The following is a 13990-nucleotide window of genomic DNA, read 5'->3' as shown; positions in this document are numbered from 1 at the left end:
GCATCTATTTGCAAAAAATCGCCCTTGATTGCATGCAAACCAGGGGATTAACGGAACTCATGTCCGTTCTACCTCTAAAAGTGATGGATTTAGCTGAAATAACGGAAGTATGTCTGCGAAGTCACATTTACCTGAGGTCCAAATCAGCAATGTCCACCTGTAACATATCCGAGTGCGAACTAAATCTTAAAAAAGCAACAATCTTTTAGAAAACAGCCGTTTATTTTGATTCATTTGCCTACTTCTCGTTTTATCAAATAGAAGTAGGTTTTTTGTGGTGATTACCTATTATTTAGAAATATTCAGAAACTTCATCTCGTTCTTTGAATAACAATAAACAAACGGAAGTCAGGGAGTTTTGCATCATGAAAAAACGTTGGCAATTATTGTTAGGGGTCGGAGGGTTATTTTGGTCTGCCCGGTTTTTCCAAGGTCAACCTTTTTATTCAAGTGAATTAATTTGGGCTTCATTAGTATTCTCCCCTGACTCTTGGTTATGGGCGATTATCGCGTTTATTATCAGTTTTTATTGCATGTCAAGAGTCATAAAAAAAGTCCATTTTATGAAAGGGATACAGCGAAGAAGAATGATTTTTTTACTCATATCTTTGGGCGTGGTCCTTATTGTTGTTTTTCATTGGTTTGCGTTGCTTTCAATTACGCTTTCATTATTCTATGGTATAATGGATGCGCGCGAAGAAAGGAAGTTTCACTCGAAGGAGATCGAAAAGTCATGATTGTAACAGCAATGAGCGTACTTATTTTCATTGTTATGGTTTGTTTGTATATGTATTGGCAAGCGCATAGAAATCGCTGTTTACATTCAACGTGCTTCATCGACGGATTGCCTAAACCGTTTGATGGAACCACGTTATTTTTTATTTCTGATATCCATAAACGTACTTTATCTAAAAATTGGATAGATACATTACCTCGATGTGATTTCGTCTTTATCGGGGGGGATTTAACAGAGGCAGGTGTAAAAAAACATAAGGTTGAGGAAAACGTGCATCAATTATGTCGTTTAGGAAAATCGGTTTATTTTGTTTGGGGTAATAACGACCATGAATGGGGTGAAGGATCCCTAAGTAAGCTACTTCATAAATACGGTGTTCATGAGTTAAATAATTGTTCTGTTGAACATGTCAAACAAGGTGAAAAGTTGACCATAGCCGGGGTTGATGACCTTGGATATTATCGTACAGATATTCATGCAGCATTAAATTCGACAGACTTGCCACTTATTTTTTTGGCACACAATCCTGAAGTTATTTATTATAGAGATCTTCCATATAAATGTGATCTTCTTTTATGTGGTCATACACATGGCGGGCAAGTTCGTTTATTCGGATTAGGTGTAACGGAGAAAGGAGGATGGAAGAAAATCGGAGGAAAATGCCACATGTTAGTCAGTAATGGATATGGAACAACACGCATCCCTTTTCGGTTAGGGGCACCACCTGAGACGCATGTTATCACACTACGCTCTGGGTCAAATGTCAGTTCAAAATAACGTCATAAGGTTTCTAAAATAGTATAGGGAGGGAAGGTGCGTTGAAGGAGGAAGGAAAATACAATATTAATGCTGTCTCAAAACTTCTTAATATTAAGCCTGTTACATTAAGGGCATGGGAGAGGCGTTATGATATTGTGAAACCGGTACGAAATCATGCCGGCTATCGATTATATACTGATGAACACCTTAAAATTTTAAAATGGTTAATACATAAATTGAACGAAGGAATGACGATTGGACAAGCTGTTCAATTATTGGAACAACAAGGTATTGAGGAAGTAAAAAAAGCAGACGATCGGATGAAAAACCAGCTTGATAACCTTTCAACACAACTTTTAGAGGCTTTACGACGATTTGATGACTCTGCAGCAAATGAATTGCTAGACCAAGCTTTCGCAATGTTTTCTTTGCAAACTTTACGAAAAGAGTTATTTGTTCCGTTTCTTAAGAAAGTAGGAGATGTATGGGAAGCTGGGGAAATTAGTTGTGCCCAAGAACGTTTTATCTCATCGTATGTGCGTTTTAAGTTGGGCGCAATTTATTATTCTTTAAAGCCGGATGAAAGATTCCCTAAAGTCGTTGCAGTATGTAGTCCAAGTGAACGCCACGAACTCGGTTTATTGATGTTTACATTTTATTTACGTCAACAAGGGTTCGACGTTATTTATTTAGGGGAAGGTGTGCCGAAAGAAGAATTAATCGATGTTATAAATAAAGTGAATGCGCAACTTTTATTCTTGTCTTGTACAATGGATGAGCATGTGTCAGAAACACTTGATATCATTCATGAGTTTTCACGTCGTGAACAACGCGTGCGTATTGGCATAGGAGGTAGGGCAATAGAAAGAATGGAGCAACATCTACGAGCGATTTACCGAGATGTCATCATTGGATGTGATGAACAATCTTGGAACGAATGGACTGAAAAAGTGTTAATGGATGAATTTGGTATAAAATCTGAAAAGAGTGAAAAATAACCTTCGTATATCGTGGCTTATTATTTAACGTACTTCCGAAAGAAGCCTCCCTCTTCAAGCAACCCCTGAGGGTGGTAAGTGGTGGGAGTAGTTCACAAGCTTTGAGATTCTGAATGTATCCACGCTATCTCATAGCCTTAGGCGTATTTTTTTACTTAGGCTAACGAGCGAACCAAAACGAGCATCTCAACATACGATACAGCAAGAAAGAGCGTTGAAGCCACATGACAAAGGTAGAGGACCAAGCTATGTCAAGTTGGCAACGGCATACCGAAGGAGGTTCGGATAATGCGCCTTGAGCGTTTAGATTACGATAAAATCAAGATATTCTTGAGTTTTGAGGATTTGCGTGAGCGCGGGATCTCAAAGGAAGAAATTTGGATGGATGTACCGAAAGTTGAAGAATTGTTTCGCGAGATGATTCGTGAAGCTAATGAGGAGCTCGGTTTTCAACCAGACGGTCCAGTTGTCGTTGAAGTGTTTTCTCTGCCAGTGCAAGGTATGGTTGTTATCGTTACTAAAGCTCCAGAAGATACATTAGAGGATGATTGGTTTGATGAAGATTTTATTGAATTGAAAATTAATTTTACGGAAACGGATGCGATGATTTTTAAGTTTGACGATATTGAAGATGTTATTCAATTAGCACATCGTCTTCATTGTACCAAAATAAACCTTGCGCACCTTTATCGTTTAAATGATGCTTACTACATTCACATCTCCCAAGATGATGTAGAACGAGAGTCAGACGGCCTACTTGTATTGATGGCAGAATATGGTGAACGCACATCGACGACTATTCATCGGCTTGAAGAATATGGATCACTCATCATTGAGGGGCGAGCATTTGAACAATTACGAAGCTATTTTCCACAATAAATGAATATTTAGTAAGGAGAATTGCAGCACGTGAGGAAAACAGATTACTGATTGGTTTGGATGCTATTAGTCGTTGTCTCATGAGATTTTAGAACGTAAAATGAAAATATGGTCTTAAAAGAACGGGCGGGAAAGTTCCGTAGACGTCTCTAATTGAATAAATTAAAAATACACTAAGTGATTTTGGAGTGAATAATGATGAAAGTAGCAGTATTATATGGAGGAACATCAGCCGAGCGCCAAGTATCTTTGGCAACAGGTAAAGGTATTATAGATGCTCTACAAGAGCGACAACATGAAGTTGTTGATATTGATTTTCAAGGGAGCCGGTCATGCATTGAGAAGGTAGCGAACCTTGATGTTGATGTGGTATTTATAGGACTTCACGGTCGATTGGGTGAAGATGGAAAAGTTCAAGCGATTCTCGATATGATCGGCATCCCTTATGTTGGTTCGGGTGTGTTTGCCTCAGCTTTAGCGATGAATAAACATCGATCTAAACACTTTTTTGCAAAAGAAGGGATCCGTACTGCGAAAGAGCACGTAGTCGATAGAAACACGTATGATTCTGATCAGTTTGATACAGACCTTTCATTCCCGATCGTCGTCAAACCAAATCAAGAAGGGTCAACGATTGGACTTACGATTGCTAAGGATGAAGAAACATTAAAAAAGGGAATTGCAGAAGCGTTAAAATATGATAAGTCTGCGCTCTTGGAAGAGTTTGTATCCGGTCATGAAGTAACCGTTGCCGTTATGGGAGAAAAATATCAGGAGCAGGCTCTACCGGTTGTGGAAATTGTTCCGAAAAATGCATATTACGATTATGAATCAAAGTATGCACCAGGTGGCAGTGAACATTATGTACCTGCTCGAATTAGTGAGTCATTAACGAAACAATTGCAAGAGCAAGCTGTATCCGCCCATCGTGCACTCGGTTGCGACGGGTATTCACGTGTTGATTTCATTTTACCATCAGAAGGAGGGGCGCCAGTCATTTTAGAGGTGAACACTCTTCCAGGAATGACGCCTACGAGTTTATACCCTGATGCAGCAAGAGCAGTTGGCTTGTCTTATTCGGATATGGTCGAAAAACTCTTAAATATGGCCAGTCATGACGGAGAGGCAAATAAATAATATATAAACTTGATAAAAGAGCTCTACTCTCATATAATACTCCGTTATTTAATTATGAGAGGGGGCTTTTTTTAGTGATTCAAGCTTTACGTTAAGAAAATTAGGAAAAGTTTATTTTAAATCGTATTCAAGTGTGGAAAAAAATTGATTTATTCTTTATAGTAATAGATGAGAAGGAAAGCGTTTACATTGTGGTGATTCACATTGATTTTAATTATCGTCTTTTGAGGTGAAGAAGCATGGAAGGTAACGCAAATCAAAAACAACTTGAACAAAACAGTCAACAAACGAAAGAACCAGAAACCATGGATGTACTCGAATCGACAAGAACTGTGATTCAAAAAGCGCTAGACAAATTAGGTTATCCTGAAGAAGTCTATGAACTAATGAAAGACCCTTTAAGAATGATGACCGTTCGTATTCCTGTTCGAATGGATGATGGGTCTACAGAAATTTTCACTGGTTATCGTGCGCAACATAATGATGCTGTTGGCCCGACAAAAGGAGGCGTACGATTTCACCCAGAAGTTACCGAAGATCAAGTGAAGGCTTTATCGATTTGGATGAGTCTAAAAGCGGGTATCGTAGATTTACCATATGGTGGTGGCAAGGGAGGGATCGTTTGTGATCCTCGAAATATGTCTTTTCGTGAGTTGGAAAGGTTAAGTCGTGGTTATGTTCGTTCAGTAAGTCAAATTGTTGGGCCGACAAAAGATATTCCTGCTCCAGACGTATTTACAAACTCGCAAATTATGGCTTGGATGATGGATGAGTACAGCCGTATGCAAGAGTTTGATTCACCAGGGTTCATTACAGGTAAACCGATTGTTTTAGGTGGATCGCACGGTAGAGAATCAGCGACAGCCAAAGGTGTTACGATTTGTATTAAAGAAGCTGCGAAAAAGAAAGGTATTGATATTGAAGGTGCGCGCGTAGTTGTTCAAGGATTTGGAAATGCAGGTAGCTTCTTAGCAAAATTCATGTATGATTTAGGCGCTAAAGTGATCGGGATTTCTGATGCGTACGGGGCACTATATGATCCAGATGGTCTTGATATCGATTATCTCCTAGACAGACGTGACAGTTTTGGAACGGTCACCAATCTATTTGACGATCGAATCACAAATCGCGAATTATTAACATTAGATACGGATATTCTAGTGCCAGCAGCGATACAAAATCAAATTACAGCTGAAAATGTTGATGACATCCAAGCAGGTATCGTCGTCGAAGCAGCGAATGGACCGACTACGATAGAAGCGACACAACGCCTTCATGAGCGAGGAATTCTCCTCGTTCCAGATGTGCTAGCAAGTGCAGGTGGGGTGACCGTATCGTATTTCGAATGGGTTCAAAATAACCAAGGGTATTATTGGACAGAAGAGGAAGTTGCTGAAAAATTAGAAGAAGTGATTGTCAAAGGTTTTGATAATGTTTATACGATTGCTTCTTCTAGAAGAGTCGATATGCGATTAGCTGCTTATATGGTTGGTGTGCGAAAAATGGCAGAGGCTTCTCGTTTTCGTGGTTGGATTTAAGTGTTTGATATTATAGATTTATAGCAATATCATGATATGAGCTCATATTGGGTGGTACACTCAGTATGAGCTTTTTTATCATCAACGTTTATACCATATCACTTTGCAATTGTTTGTAAATATGATATGAAAGAGTATGTGATAAAAAATAAAGGCAGGGATGTATCGTGAAACGTGAAAAAATCATCATCATTGGAGCAGGTCCTTGTGGTTTATCTGCAGCGATCGCGTTACAAGATCGAGGCTATGACCCGCTGATTATTGAAAAAGGAAATGTCGTACATTCCATCTTTCATTACCCGACACACCAACAGTTCTTTAGTACGAGTGAAAAATTAGCGATTGGAAATGTACCGTTTTATAGTACGGAGCGTAAACCGAAGCGTAATGAAGCACTTGTGTATTATCGAGAAGTCGTTAATCAAAAGGGACTTCGTATTAATACGTATGAAAAGGTTACTTCTGTTGACAAGCAGAAGGATGGCCATTTTATCATCACGGGTGAACAACGACATGGAAAAGTAACTGAATATGAAACTGACTACTTAGTTGTCGCTACAGGGTATTATGATTCACCGAACATGATGGGGATTCCAGGGGAAGAATATGACCATGTCTTCCATTACTTCAAAGAAGCGCACCCATTTTTTAACCAAAATGTCGCGATTATTGGAGGAAAGAATTCAGCAGTAGATGCAGCACTTGCCTTACATAATGTCGGTGCAAAACCGACAGTCATTTATCGAGGGGAAACATATTCGAAAAGTATTAAACCATGGATCTTACCAGAATTTGATGCACTCGTTCAGAAAAAAGAAATAGACATGATTTTTGAAGCGGAAATTTGTGAAATTACTAAGAATGAAGTCATTTACAAACACAAAGGAAATGAAAAAAAGCTTCCTGCTGATTTTGTTTTTGCGATGACCGGGTATCACCCTGACCATTCCTTTATTAAGAAAATGGGTGTTGAGGTAGATGATGACACTGGAAGGCCTGTATACGATTGTGAAACAATGGAAACGAATGTTGAAAACATTTTCATCGCAGGCGTTATCGCTGCTGGAAATAATGCGAACGAAATATTTATCGAAAATGGTCGTCACCACGGAGCGTGGATTGCTGAGGAAATCGAACGAAAGAATGCCGATCAATAAATCGTGTGGAAAAGGATGAACAGCAGCATTTTGGTTATTCTATGTTGTGTGATAGTAGTCTTTTCCCTTTAAAAGATAAAAAGGGGTGAATGCATGAAGAAAGTTGCCGTATTAACTACCGGTGGGACGATTGCGAGTAAAAAAAATGATGAAGGGCGACTTCACTCTGGAGCACTGAGCGGAGAAGATTTAAGTAAACAATTGCAATTGCCTGAAGATATTAAAATTGATGTTTATTCAATGGCTCAAAAGCCGAGTATGCATATGACCTTTGTAGACTATGATGAAGTTGTACAAAAAATTGAGGAAATTACAGAAGACGATATCAATGGTATAGTCATTACTCATGGTACAGACTCCTTAGAAGAAGCTGCTTATTATTTTGACTTAACTGTTGATACGACGTGTCCAATTGTTGTAACAGGTTCACAGCGGGCTCCAGGGGAGTTAGGAAGTGATGCCTTAATTAACTTAAGACATGCGGTCCATACGGCTTGCTCAGATGAGTTGAAAAACGTTGGTACTGTTGTTGTTTTTAATGAGCGAATATTTGCTGCAAAATATGTAAAAAAAGAGCACGCATCAAATATTCAAGGTTTTAATGCTTTTGGTTTTGGTTACTTAGGTATTATTGATAATGATAAAATTCAAATGTATCAACGTCCGATCAAGAAAGAAGTCTACAAACCGAAAGTAACGGAAATCCCTAAAGTAGATATCGTGAAAACATACTTAGGTGCAGATGAGTTGATGATTCAGGCTTGCATTAAGAAAAATGTTGATGGAATTGTTATCGAAGGGGTTGGACGCGGGCAAGTTACACCGAGGATGATGAGTGCGATTTGTGAAGCAATCGAGAAGGGTATTGTAATCGTGATAACAACATCTTCCGAAGAAGGGGAAGTATATACAACTTATGATTATCCAGGGAGTGCCTATGATTTATATAAAAATGGCGTCGTACTTGGCAGGGATTATGACAGTAAAAAAGCACGCATTAAATTAATGACCCTTATTAGAGCTAAAGAAGATGTAAAGAAAGGTTTTCAGCATTAAAATATGTAAGTACCAAATGACCGTGGAATCTTTTTTGAGCCGAGTAGAAATGACTGGACATCAGGTTTTAAAGCCTTTAAGATAGATCCTTGGGTTCTCAAAATGCCACTTTGTTTATGATAATGAGTACGAAGTATTGTGTGAACAGTTCGAACAAATCGATCATGAACACCAATGTTTGAAACGTTTGCCTACAACCTATTATACTTAATGTTAAAAGTAAGTGCTAAGCTAAATTATGTATGGTGAAAGTGAGGGAGTGATGGTCGTGACAGAAACAAAACCGCGTTACAAAGTAACGATTAGATGTTCAGAATGTGGTGAAAAATATATCTTGCGTGGTCGACCAAATAGTGAAGGCGGCTATGACACAGGTTTTAAGCGTTGTGTATGTGGCAATGAAACCTCATTCGATATTGATGTCACTCCTGAATAACAGGAGGTTTGGCATCACAATGAAAGTGCGCAAAAGCGGGGAATAGGTCATTCTAAAAAATGGCCTATTCCTCGCTTTTTTTGTGCAATAAAACCAAAACTTGTGTAAAACAGTATAAAACACGTCAGTCTGAAAAAAATAACCTTTGAATAAGCAATGATGATTTTTCCGACATCAGAGAAGGAGGATGCGCATATGGAATGCAAATCTCGGCGAACAGGATTACAAATCTTGTTCAGTTCACTACTTTGTTTCACGCTTTTGGTCACGTCTTTCCCAGACACGAGTTATGGTTTTTCGGATCAAGTGATCCAAAAAGGGGCGACAGGAGATGATGTCGTTGAGTTACAATCCCGTCTACAATACATTGGTTTTTACGATGGCACCATTGATGGTGTATACGGTTGGAGTACTTACTGGTCTGTTAAACATTACCAAGAAGAATTTGGTCTAGAAGAAGTCGACGGGCTTGTTGGAGAAAAAATGAAAGAAATGCTTGAACGATCAACAGAATATGATAAAGAATTTGTCCATCGAATGTTGAACGAAGGGCGCAAGTTTACTTACTATGGTGGGACACCGAAATCTATCCAAAAAGGCCCTATCGGTAGTGCTGACGATAAAGGACAAGCAGAAGGCTCTCAAGAAAAAGATCAGGAGTCAGACGCTGAAAAAGAAAAAGCTAAAGAACAACAAGAAGAGAAGAATCAACAAGAGCAACAGCAAGAAGAACAACAGCAACAAGAGCAACAACAACAAGAACAACAGCAACAAGAGCAACAACAAGAGCAACAACAGCAAGAAGAACAACAGCAAGAAGAACAACAGCAACAAGAACAACTGCAACAAGGACAACAGCAACAAGAGCAACAGCAAGAAGAACAACAGCAACAAGAGCAACAAGAGCAACAACAGCAACAAGAGCAACAACAACAAGAACAACAGCAACAAGAGCAACAACAAGAGCAACAACAGCAAGAAGAACAACAGCAACAAGAACAACAGCAACAAGAACAACAGCAACAAGGACAACAGCAACAAGAGCAACAGCAAGAAGAACAACAGCAACAAGAGCAACAAGAGCAACAACAGCAACAAGAGCAACAGCAAGAAGAACCACAAGAACCACAGGACGTTGAAATTGGGGAAGAGCCTGAAGAAGTTGAAGATGGTGATAATCCTGAAGAAAACGTTGAAGGGCAAGAAAACGACGCTCCAGATATTGAAGAGGCAGCAAATGTTCCGGATGGCTTTTCAGACAATGATATTCAACTTATGGCACAAGCTGTGTACAGTGAATCGCGTGGTGAACCTTATTCAGGAAAAGTGGCTGTAGCTGCAGTAATTCTAAATCGAATTAACAGCTCAGAATTTCCTGATACAGTTTCAGGGATTATTTACGAGCCGCGTGCATTTGAAGTTGTAGCAAATGGAACCATTTACAACGAACCTGATGAAGAATCTCGTCAAGCAGTCCTTGATGCGATGAATGGACAAGATCCGTCAGGGAATGCTTTATACTTTTTTAACCCTCAAACGGCACAGTCAGATTGGGTTTTTTCGAGACCGAAAATTAAACAAATCGGAAAGCATGTTTTTGCTAAATAATTAGAGGAGGTGAGCGAATGTTTCGTAATATAACGATTGTCGTTTTAGTCATTGCATTAATTGGAACTGGTTACTGGGGATTTACTGAGCAACAACAAAAACAAGCAGCTGAAATTCAAAATGAGAATAATTATCAAAGAGCCTTTCATGATTTAACGTATCATGTTGATCAATTAAATGATGAGATCGGTTCAACTTTAGCGATGAACTCTACAAAACAATTGTCACCATCTTTAGCAGAAGTATGGCGTGTATCCTCTCAAGCTCATGATGAGGTTGGACAACTCCCATTAGGTCTTGTGCCCTTCAATGACACAGAAAAGTTCTTGAACGACATTGGTGATTTTGCATATCAAAATGCTGTTCGAGATTTTGATAAAGAACCTCTGACAGATGAAGAGTATGAGACTTTGGAAAACCTTTATAAACAAAGTGAAGAAATACAAGAAGACATGCGCCATGTACAAGCTCATGTGTTGAAAGGTCACCAACGTTGGACTGATGTTGAGCGGGATTTAGTAAATCATGATGAGCCAATGGATAATACAGTCATCAATGGTTTTGCGGCTATTGATGAAAAAGCGGACAGTTTTTCAAAAACTGATTTTGCTTCAGGTGACATTGATATATTACCGAACGATGAAAAAGTGGCGGAAAAACTAGAGGGAGACCCGTTAAGTGAGCAAGAAGCAAAAGAAAAAGTAAAAGAATTTCTTGATATATCGGGAGAAGTTGATATTGTCATCGAACCAACTGGAGATGGGTTACCATACCCTGCATACAGCATGACAGTTGAAGACCCTGAACGAGAGGGACCAATTTATTTAGATATGACAAAACAAGAAGGGCATCCGATTTGGATGTTACATGAACGAGAAATTGAAGAAGAACATGTAAGTTTAAATGAAGCCACAAACAATGCACAAGAATTTCTGCAAAGGAATGGCTATGGAAACCTCGTACTTGATGATAGTAAACAATACGGGAATGTTGCTACACTAAAGTTTGTTGATACACAAGAAGATATCCGCATCTATCCAGATTCCATCGTATTAGAAGTCGCATTAGATGACGGAGAAGTCATTGGTTATGAAAGTATTGCTTATTTAGCAAACCATGAAGACCGTGATGATTTGGATGTGGAAATTTCTGAAGATGAGGCAAAGGATGCTCTCAATCCTAACCTCGATGTTATGGAACATCACCTGGCTCTTTTACAAAATGATGTACAAGAAGAAGTCGTTTGTCATGAATTTTATGGAACAATTAATGATGATACATTTCGAATCTTTATTAATGCTAAAAATGGGGATGAAGAGCGAGTAGAAAAACTAGACCAAGCAGAACCTGTTTACGAAGAACTAACTTAAAACTCTTTTCAGCGAACCTCTATGGTCTATTGTATCCGTCTACAGAAATGACCCCTAGAGGTTCGCTGTTTTTTTGTTGAAGAAATGAATGAAAAAGGATTCGCGGAATTTGCGATGAATGGTAAAATAAAATGAAAGGTGTGAGTAAACGGAAGAAAGGCTGGTAGTTGTGATCAATATTGGTGATAAAATCTTTTTAGCATTACATGAAGAAGGAGAGGAAAAAGCGCGGTTTCGCTGTCGACTCGTCGACCAATCTGAAGGTGTTTTTATTGTTGATTATCCGATTGATGAAAAGACAAATCGTACGAATTATTTTTATCAAGGAACTCAGTTTCGAGCTTGGTTTCTAGGAAGTGATGAAGCGATATACCTATTTGAAACAGAGCTTTTACATAAGCAGCCAGGTAACGTTCCGTCCCTCGTTTTAAAAGATCCAGGTAAAGACAATTATCTTCGTATTCAGCGTAGGAAATATGTTCGAGTAGAGGCAGCTACAGATGTTGCGGTATATCCAATCACAGAAAATCGAATGGAACCATTTACGTCGGTTTCAGTGGACGTAAGTGGGGGAGGTCTGGCTGTTGTCATGCCTGAGAACCACGGTTTGAAAGCGGGTGACCGATGCCAAGTTTGGGTAGTTGTTCATTTTTTAGATGAGACCATTGATTACGTGAATGCTGTTTGTGAATTTGTGCGTATTCACGATGGGCATAACGGTGGTAGAGATAAAGGTTCTTTGAAATTTATCGACATTAAAGAGCAGGATAGGCAAAAACTCATACGGTATTGCTTTGATCGCCAACGTTTTTTACGACAAAAAGAACAACTAGATTAAACAAGGTGTCTCAAGAAAAAGACCTTCGAAATAGACCTTAGTCCACAATTTATGGTATGATTTATAGTATCAGTTTTTTGATTAAGGGTTAGGAAAAGTGTGAAAAGAGGTAATATGTCATATGAACAAGAAAATTAATATAGCTATTGATGGACCTGCAGGGGCTGGAAAAAGTACAGTGGCAAAGAAAGTGGCTGATCGCCTCTCGTTTGTCTATATCGATACAGGCGCGATGTATCGAGCATTAACTTATTTAGCATTAAAAACGAATACCGACATACATAATGAAGAGACGTTAAATCAATTATTACTTAACGCAGAAATATCATTAAAGAACGAGCAAGGAGAACAAACGATCTATCTTAACGATGAAGAAGTGTCAGACAAAATCCGTTCGAGTGAAGTGACAAACCATGTCTCTTATGTTGCAAAACATCGTGCGGTACGCGAAGAAATGTTAAAACGTCAACAGCAATTAGCTCAAAATGGATATACAGTTATGGATGGAAGAGATATAGGTACAGCTGTACTGCCAGATGCAAAGGTGAAGATATTTTTATCAGCCTCTGTTGAAGAAAGAGCGCGACGAAGACATCAAGAGAATGTACAAAAAGGTGAGGATTCGAATTTAGACACGTTAATTGAAGAAATAAGAAAACGTGATCAAATAGATTCTGAGCGAGATGTAGCGCCTCTTGTTAAAGCCGATGACGCGATTGAAATTGATACAACAGACCGATCAATTGAACAAGTTACTGCTGAGATTTTGACGATTGTATCAGCTGTACCTGAAAGGGATTGATCTTGTGACTTGGCTATATAGTGTAGGAAGGTTTTTATGTTGGTTGTTTTTTCGGCTATTCTTTCGCGTCAAAGTTATCGGTAAAGAAAATGTCCCTAAATCGGAGAGTGTTTTATTATGTAGCAATCATATTAGTAATCTCGACCCACCTTTTGTTGGAGGTTTTGCCCCGCGGCCCGTTCACTATATGGCGAAAGCAGAACTGTTTGAAAACCGTTTGTTAAATTGGTTATTGCCGAAGCTAGGAGCATTTCCAATAAAGAGAGGTTCAAGCGACCGCCAGGCTCTCCGTACAGGCCTTGGTCATTTAAAAGAAGGCCATGTTGTAGGGGTTTTCCCTGAAGGGACGAGGAGTAAAACAGGTGAGCTAGGTCAAGGGCTTGCGGGTGTTGGTTTCTTCGCTCTTCGGTCAAAAGCACACGTTGTACCTTGTGCAGTAATAGGTCGCTATCGACCATTTTCAAAACTGACCATCGTTTATGGAGAGCCATTAAATTTTAACGCTGTCCGTGAGCGTAAAGCTTCAGCTGAAGAAGCGACCGAAGAAATAATGAAAGGTATTCAACAATTGTTAAATACGTATCGCTAAACCGAAGTGAGTGTGTTCCAACCGTTTTGTTCGTATCTTTCACCTTTTGTGAGAGATGATGATAAAAAAGTCTACACGTTCCCGGAG

General features: G+C 39.1%; 14 protein-coding genes. All 14 read left to right on the top strand.

The genetic code is table 11. The features are described 5' to 3' along the window. Positions 1-365: 365 nt before the first annotated feature. On the top strand, positions 366-737 hold the full coding sequence (locus HNQ41_RS05340; protein ID WP_184663385.1) for a hypothetical protein: 372 nt from the start codon (positions 366-368) through the stop codon (positions 735-737). Then, positions 734-1513 (top strand): metallophosphoesterase, encoded by a 780-nt coding sequence (locus HNQ41_RS05335; protein ID WP_184663384.1) that lies wholly within the window; start codon positions 734-736, stop codon positions 1511-1513. The genes HNQ41_RS05340 and HNQ41_RS05335 overlap by 4 nt, the downstream gene beginning before the upstream one ends. A 41-nt stretch (positions 1514-1554) precedes the next feature. After that, the gene (locus HNQ41_RS05330; RefSeq protein ID WP_184663383.1) at positions 1555-2493 is read left to right on the top strand and encodes a MerR family transcriptional regulator; all 939 of its coding nucleotides are present in this window, start codon (positions 1555-1557) and stop codon (positions 2491-2493) included. A 288-nt stretch (positions 2494-2781) separates the two neighbouring features. Then, the gene (locus HNQ41_RS05325; protein WP_184663382.1) at positions 2782-3372 is read left to right on the top strand and encodes a genetic competence negative regulator; all 591 of its coding nucleotides are present in this window, start codon (positions 2782-2784) and stop codon (positions 3370-3372) included. 198 nt (positions 3373-3570) lie between these two features. Next, a complete protein-coding gene (locus tag HNQ41_RS05320; protein ID WP_184663381.1) occupies positions 3571-4509 on the top strand; it encodes a D-alanine--D-alanine ligase family protein in 939 nt (312 codons plus the stop codon). Between the two features lie 305 nt (positions 4510-4814). Further along, positions 4815-6047 carry a Glu/Leu/Phe/Val family dehydrogenase gene (locus HNQ41_RS05315; RefSeq protein ID WP_281393976.1) on the top strand — a complete coding sequence of 411 codons (1233 nt, stop codon included), beginning with the start codon at positions 4815-4817 and terminating at the stop codon, positions 6045-6047. Between the two features lie 167 nt (positions 6048-6214). Next, positions 6215-7204 carry a YpdA family putative bacillithiol disulfide reductase gene (locus HNQ41_RS05310; RefSeq protein WP_184663379.1) on the top strand — a complete coding sequence of 330 codons (990 nt, stop codon included), beginning with the start codon at positions 6215-6217 and terminating at the stop codon, positions 7202-7204. A gap of 93 nt (positions 7205-7297) precedes the next feature. Continuing rightward, positions 7298-8260: an asparaginase gene (locus tag HNQ41_RS05305; RefSeq protein ID WP_184663378.1), complete on the top strand. Its 963-nt coding sequence runs from the start codon at positions 7298-7300 to the stop codon at positions 8258-8260. Between the two features lie 268 nt (positions 8261-8528). Further along, positions 8529-8696 (top strand): hypothetical protein, encoded by a 168-nt coding sequence (locus HNQ41_RS05300; protein ID WP_184663597.1) that lies wholly within the window; start codon positions 8529-8531, stop codon positions 8694-8696. 156 nt (positions 8697-8852) lie between these two features. Beyond that, positions 8853-10304: a spore cortex-lytic enzyme gene (sleB, locus tag HNQ41_RS05295; protein ID WP_425506961.1), complete on the top strand. Its 1452-nt coding sequence runs from the start codon at positions 8853-8855 to the stop codon at positions 10302-10304. 17 nt (positions 10305-10321) lie between these two features. Further along, entirely contained in the window at positions 10322-11674 is a 1353-nt protein-coding gene (ypeB, locus tag HNQ41_RS05290) for a germination protein YpeB (RefSeq protein WP_184663376.1), read from the top strand. Positions 11675-11843: 169 nt separating this feature from the next. Then, entirely contained in the window at positions 11844-12512 is a 669-nt protein-coding gene (locus HNQ41_RS05285) for a flagellar brake domain-containing protein (protein ID WP_184663375.1), read from the top strand. 121 nt (positions 12513-12633) lie between these two features. After that, the gene (gene cmk / locus HNQ41_RS05280; protein WP_184663374.1) at positions 12634-13314 is read left to right on the top strand and encodes a (d)CMP kinase; all 681 of its coding nucleotides are present in this window, start codon (positions 12634-12636) and stop codon (positions 13312-13314) included. 4 nt (positions 13315-13318) lie between these two features. Further along, positions 13319-13903: a 1-acyl-sn-glycerol-3-phosphate acyltransferase gene (locus HNQ41_RS05275; RefSeq protein ID WP_184663373.1), complete on the top strand. Its 585-nt coding sequence runs from the start codon at positions 13319-13321 to the stop codon at positions 13901-13903. The last annotated feature ends 87 nt before the right edge of the window (positions 13904-13990 follow it).

It is taken from the genome of Texcoconibacillus texcoconensis (assembly GCF_014202575.1).
GTDB classification, from domain to species: domain Bacteria; phylum Bacillota; class Bacilli; order Bacillales; family Salisediminibacteriaceae; genus Texcoconibacillus; species Texcoconibacillus texcoconensis.
Note: the sequence above shows the minus strand (reverse complement) of the source record. Positions and strands in the feature narration are given on the sequence as shown.

Coding starts and splice junctions, on each gene's coding strand:
- HNQ41_RS05340 (WP_184663385.1), top strand. CDS start 366: ATGAAAAAACGTTGGCAATTATTGTTAGGGGTCGGAGGGTTATTTTGG.
- HNQ41_RS05335 (WP_184663384.1), top strand. CDS start 734: ATGATTGTAACAGCAATGAGCGTACTTATTTTCATTGTTATGGTTTGT.
- HNQ41_RS05325 (WP_184663382.1), top strand. CDS start 2,782: ATGCGCCTTGAGCGTTTAGATTACGATAAAATCAAGATATTCTTGAGT.
- HNQ41_RS05320 (WP_184663381.1), top strand. CDS start 3,571: ATGAAAGTAGCAGTATTATATGGAGGAACATCAGCCGAGCGCCAAGTA.
- HNQ41_RS05315 (WP_281393976.1), top strand. CDS start 4,815: ATGGATGTACTCGAATCGACAAGAACTGTGATTCAAAAAGCGCTAGAC.
- HNQ41_RS05305 (WP_184663378.1), top strand. CDS start 7,298: ATGAAGAAAGTTGCCGTATTAACTACCGGTGGGACGATTGCGAGTAAA.
- sleB (WP_425506961.1), top strand. CDS start 8,853: ATGATGATTTTTCCGACATCAGAGAAGGAGGATGCGCATATGGAATGC.
- ypeB (WP_184663376.1), top strand. CDS start 10,322: ATGTTTCGTAATATAACGATTGTCGTTTTAGTCATTGCATTAATTGGA.
- cmk (WP_184663374.1), top strand. CDS start 12,634: ATGAACAAGAAAATTAATATAGCTATTGATGGACCTGCAGGGGCTGGA.